The organism is Photobacterium sp. OFAV2-7 (genome assembly GCF_022347985.1).
In the GTDB taxonomy this organism is placed as follows: Bacteria; Pseudomonadota; Gammaproteobacteria; order Enterobacterales; family Vibrionaceae; genus Photobacterium.
Window position 1 is genome coordinate 1 of the sequence record NZ_JAKRFQ010000322.1, and the last position, 5,248, is coordinate 5,248.

6 protein-coding genes are annotated in these 5,248 nt (G+C 50.8%); 4 read left to right on the plus strand and 2 right to left on the minus strand.

The features are described from left to right. The 3 genes from MHN01_RS15720 to MHN01_RS15730 form a co-directional block, all read left to right on the plus strand. On the plus strand, window positions 1-1,274 hold a 1,274-nt coding region (locus tag MHN01_RS15720), incomplete at its 5' end, for a S41 family peptidase (RefSeq protein WP_239412210.1). 325 nt (window positions 1,275-1,599) lie between these two features. Then, window positions 1,600-2,586: an ornithine cyclodeaminase family protein gene (locus MHN01_RS15725; protein ID WP_239412211.1), complete on the plus strand. Its 987-nt coding sequence runs from the start codon at window positions 1,600-1,602 to the stop codon at window positions 2,584-2,586. Between the two features lie 47 nt (window positions 2,587-2,633). Continuing rightward, on the plus strand, window positions 2,634-3,758 hold the full coding sequence (locus MHN01_RS15730) for an aminotransferase (protein WP_239412212.1): 1,125 nt from the start codon (window positions 2,634-2,636) through the stop codon (window positions 3,756-3,758). Window positions 3,759-3,802: 44 nt separating this feature from the next. On the opposite strand, the gene MHN01_RS15735 is transcribed toward MHN01_RS15730, so the two are convergent. Then, a complete protein-coding gene (locus tag MHN01_RS15735) occupies window positions 3,803-4,444 on the minus strand; it encodes a transcriptional regulator (protein ID WP_239412213.1) in 642 nt (213 codons plus the stop codon). A 93-nt stretch (window positions 4,445-4,537) separates the two neighbouring features. Continuing rightward, a complete protein-coding gene (locus tag MHN01_RS15740) occupies window positions 4,538-4,870 on the minus strand; it encodes a hypothetical protein (protein ID WP_239412214.1) in 333 nt (110 codons plus the stop codon). A 172-nt stretch (window positions 4,871-5,042) separates the two neighbouring features. On the opposite strand from MHN01_RS15740, the gene MHN01_RS15745 reads away from it, so the two are divergent. Then, window positions 5,043-5,248, plus strand: a 206-nt coding sequence (locus MHN01_RS15745; RefSeq protein WP_239412215.1) for a peptide deformylase, incomplete at its 3' end; no start/stop codon positions are given.

Sequence of the window (5,248 nt, forward strand, 5' to 3'; positions counted from 1 at the left end):
TCTATCTGCTGGCTGACGGTGAAGTGTTTGAGGTCGATACGGCAACGGGCGATTCAGTCAGCTTACCTATCGATCTGCCTGTTGATTACCAGGAAGCGCCGAGGAAACTGGCCGCCTACCAGCAGTTTGTCCGCCAAACACAAGAGATGTACTACCACCCAGACATGGGCAATATCGACTGGGCCTTCTACAGCGAGCACTATCAGCGCTTTTTGCCGCACATCAACAATGACCGTGACTTTGTCAATGTACTCAAAGAACTGAGCGGAGAGCTGAATGCCTCTCACACCGGTGCCTATGCCATACCAGCAAATACCATGCGCAAGGATGCGACAGCAGAGCTCGGGCTGATCTTCGACCAGCATGTCGCCCCGGCTTCCCTCTCCTCTGGCAAAGGGAAGAAAGGCAAAGAAGCCCAGCGTGAAGGCCTTACTATTCACGGTATTCTTCCGGGCGGCCCGGCAGATAACGACGCCTATGGAATCAAATCAGGAGATCGACTTGTCGCGCTCAACAACAAGCCGGTCAATACCCTGGCGGATCTGGCCGACGCGCTGAACAACAAAGCCGATCAACCCGTTGCTCTGACTTTGCAGCGCGGCAATGAAAACACCTGGCAGCAACGTCTCACCCCGATAGATAGCGACGAGGCCTACTCGCTACTCATGAAACGCTGGGAAATCGCACGCCGGAATTATGTCAGCCAGCAAACCAGCGGTAAGGTGGGTTATGTCTACCTGCCAGATATGAGCAATGCGTCCTTCCTGCACCTAAGATCGGAGGCACTGGGCCGACTGAGAAATGCTGATGCCCTGATCGTCGATGTCCGCTTCAACGGTGGTGGCTTCCTGGCAGATACCCTAATTGAGTTCCTCACCGCACGCAAAGCGGCTGATATTGTGCCCCATATCGGCCAACCGACGGCAGATGCCAGTCGTCGCAGCTGGCTGAAACCTTCCGTGGTGATCGCAAATTCCGGCTCGTATTCGGAAGCATCGGCCTTTAGTCAGTATTATCAGGATCTGAAGGTAGGCCCGATCGTCGGGGAGCCGGTACCGGGGACAGGGACAACCGTCATGGGGCTCGAATCCCAGGTCTACCAGGGGGTCGGCTATATGTTCCCGTATCAGCCGCTGCGTACTCTCGACGGAAGCCTGTATGAAAACCTCGAGCTACAGCCTGATGTCGTCATATTTAACCGCCCGTCAGAGATTGCCTCAGGCAAAGACAGCCAACTTGATGCGGCTATCAAGGAGGCGCTAAAAGGCTTATAGGTCAAATCACGAGATTTACCCTAAACGACATTACCAGGTCGTGCCGCTGAGCCGGCCTGGTACACAAAAATTTTCAGCCAGATACCGACTCAACCTTAACCTTTCCGACCGGCGTCCTCCTTCTCGCGCTTTAAGTCATCAAGTAACACACTTCCGTCACACGATCCCCCCACTTAGCGATCAAGCGCTATATTTCGCGTGAAACGACCTTCAATGGGTATTTAGATCTCAAAAAATCTATAAAGTACAAATCATACTATTTAGTACAATTTATACTTTATGGTATAAGTGCGTTATGTTTCAATAAAGACAAACGAGAAAAACCATGCAAAGCCACCCTACTGAGATTGCCAATAACATAGTTAAGCCATTGATTCTTTGTGATGCGGAAGTTCGCGACCTGTTGCCGCACCTCGACGTCCAGGGGCTCATGAAGTCCCTATTCCTGGCGCTGAGTGACAATACGGCAGTCCAGCCGCCACAAACGTTAGCCCTGCTTCCCAAAAATGCAGGTGACTTCATCACCTATCTGGGCGCCATGGCCAAAGAAGGGGTATTTGGCGCAAAACTATCCCCTTACCTGATCACCGAGCAACAGCCGATTATTACCGCCTGGACCAGCCTGATGTCGATGCAAACCGGCCAACCTTTGCTGTGGTGCGATTCAAGCCAGCTAACCGTTGAACGCACCGCTGGTACCACGGCGCTGGCCATCGACTACCTGGCCCCTGAAAACAGCAGTAATTTAGCGCTGATCGGGGCCGGTAACGTCGGCCTGGCGCACCTTCGCCACGTACTGCAATTACGCCGCTGGCAAACAATCAGCCTGTATGCACCAGAGCTGGCCGATAACCCGGCGCGCCGCGATGAGATAATGAGTATCGATCCTCGGATTCAGATCGCTACAGATGCGAGCCACTGTACGAAAGAAGCCGATGTGATCATGCTTTGTACCTCTTCTGCCCAGCCGGTTATTTCACTGACTGACATCAAGTCATCGGCTGTGATCACCTCAATCAGTACCAATGCAGCTAATGCCCATGAGGTACCGCCAGAGCTACTCAGTCAGGCCGACGTGTATTGCGATTACCAACAGACAACGCCAGACAGTGCAGGTGAAATGTGTCTTGCTGCGAGCCTGCACGGTTGGGATAAATCGCAGATCAAGGGCGATCTGGCAAGCCTGGTTGCACAAACCTGTCCGCTCCCCGATTATGATAAGCCGGTCTTTTTCCGTTCAATCGGGTTGGGACTGGAAGATGTCGCAATGGCCTACGGGATCTGGAAACTGGCGAGCCAGCAACTTCGGTAAACACAGAACAAAAACGCTGTATTTGAATTAAATGATAAGGATAGACCATGAAAATCAAAGAGTTTGGTGTCGAGATCTGGATGAACGACTATGAGAATACTTGTCGATATAATCTGGCCGAAACCTGTGTTGAGTCACTCACCGTCGAACAACTGCTTGAGATGTCAGGTAAGCGTGACACGATATTAAATGAACTATTGCCGATGAAGCTGACTTACGGCGCCATTGAAGGCTCTGATCGGCTGCGTGACAACATCATCTCGCTCTATCAAAAACAAAAGCGCGACAATATCTTGATCACCCACGGCGCTATCGGAGCCAACGCCTTGGTGCACGAAACTCTGGTTTCCCCGGGAGATCGGGTAATCGCCGTCTTGCCGACCTACCAACAGCACTACTCTATCCCGGAAAGCTACGGGGCTGATGTTCACATTGTTAAGCTAAAAGAAGAAAACCAGTTTTTACCTGATCTGGACGAGCTGCGACAACTGGCAACAGAAGGCACCCGGCTGATAGCGATCAATAACCCGAACAACCCGACGGGCGCGTTGATGGATGAAGCATTCCTGGAACAGGTCGTTGACATTGCTCGCTCCTGCGGTGCCTACCTGCTTTGTGACGAGGTCTATCGCGGCACAGACGAAGAGGGTAACGGTTTTACGGCTTCTGTGGCCGATCTTTATGAGAAAGGGATCGGCACCAGCAGTATGTCGAAAACATTTTCTCTGGCCGGGCTGAGACTTGGCTGGCTAGCCGGGCCGCTTGAAGTGATCAAGGCGGTCTGTATTCACCGCGACTATAACACCATCAGCGTCGGCATGCTTGATGATCACTTTGCCTCTATCGCCCTGGAATGCCGCGACGCTATCCTTGAGCGTAATCGCAATATCTGCAATACCAACCGGGACATGCTGGATGCCTGGGTAGCCAAAGAGCCTTTGATTTCCTACATCAGGCCCAAATCAGGCACCACCGCCTTGCTGAAGTATGATCTGGACATGTCATCACGTGATTTTTGCATAGGGCTGCTTGAAGCAAAAGGAGTTATGTTTACGCCCGGCAGTGTGCTGGATATGGAAGGTTATGTACGTATCGGCTATGCCAATAATCCGCAAGTGCTAGAGACCGGATTGGCAAAAGTATCAGAATACCTTGCTGAGCTGCAAGGCTGACAGGCTGAAGGGGCAATGTGACATTGCCCCTGTCTTGATCGGTACTAACTCTTGTTCTTTATTTCCCGCAAATAGTTAAAGACGGTAGCCCGCCCCATACTAAGCACATTGGCAATATAGTCTGCCGAATTTTTGCCGTTAAACGCCCCTTGCTCATACAGGGCTTCGACCAGTTGACGCTTATCTTTTCTTGAAATTACCGAGAGCGACAGGTGGTGGCTGGCTAGCCAGTCATGGATAAAGCTGTTGATTTTTTCCTGCCAGTCATCGTTAAACAGTTTTTCTGGCTGGGGGATCAGATTCTTTGCCGGCAAAAGCAGATCCAATACAGCCCGGGCAGATTCAATCGGCGTTGTATTCATATTAATACACAACATTCCGATGGGCGTATTTTCATCATTACGCAGTACCACACTGGTTGAGCAGATCTTCTGACCGTCCCAGTTGAGCTTTTCATAAGGTCCAATCACGTTTTCTGTCTGGTCAAAATTAACATCATCAAGTGCAGAAGGATCGCCAATTTTACGCTTGGAGATATTATTGGCGATATAGGCCACGCTCTGGGTTGCCAGATCATGAATGATGACCTCGACATAATCTGAAAACAATAACGCGATGCCGTCAGCGACAGGCGCGTAACGCTGTACTAGTAATTCGGCACTTTGCTGTTTTTCTTGCGGCGTCATTTTCTGAACAAACTCAACAATCTCCAATCATGGAGGGCATACTACCTAGCCGTAATAACATTGTATAGAGGGAAACTCTCTCCTGACAAACCGCTAGTAGCTCAGCTCGAACACCACAGAGCCGCTGTCTACTTCAAGGGCTTGCTGGTCGATCACCTCACCACCAGCCTCTACCGAAATACTAAAATCCTCGGTGGCATTAAATTTCAAACCAGCCCCAAACTCGGTCGGATCAACCCGGTTTCTATCCTGATAAACGCTGTTCTTATCAACCATGGTATTGTTGACCGGCCTGTCACCTCCGCCGATAAACTCCAGCTTTTGCTCTGAGGCTGCCTTATCAATAAAAATTTCGCCCAACTCCCGGTCATCTGCCTGCGCAGCCAAAGAGAGCAGCAAAGTTACAACCAAAACGCCAATACGCACCCTTCATCCTCCATATCAATGAATACACAAGCAGTTTTCAGCTCAATTTCGCTCATTAAACACCCTAACGCAAGCAGAAAAACAAGCTTATGGCATGATAAGTAAGAAACCGTTTCTATCGGTGGAAATTATGCGTACGCTTAAAGCAAGGCACATATACCTGGAACCTATTATGTCTGTCACCTACCCGCTCGAAATAGCCCTGCTGGGCAACCCCATTCTGCGCCAACTCGCTACCCCACTGACTCCCGGCCAGTTCAAAGAGTATGCGCCCTTCTTTGCCGCACTGGAGAAAAAGATGCTTGAGCACAATGGTGTCGGCATTGCCGCCCCGCAAGTCAGCGAGTCCGTCCGGGCATTTATCGTTGCATCAAGTCC

Excerpts from the sequence above, each read along its gene's own strand:
- MHN01_RS15730 (WP_239412212.1), top strand. The coding sequence starts at position 2,634 with ATGAAAATCAAAGAGTTTGGTGTCGAGATCTGGATGAACGACTATGAG.
- MHN01_RS15735 (WP_239412213.1), bottom strand. The coding sequence starts at position 4,444 with ATGACGCCGCAAGAAAAACAGCAAAGTGCCGAATTACTAGTACAGCGT.
- MHN01_RS15725 (WP_239412211.1), top strand. The coding sequence starts at position 1,600 with ATGCAAAGCCACCCTACTGAGATTGCCAATAACATAGTTAAGCCATTG.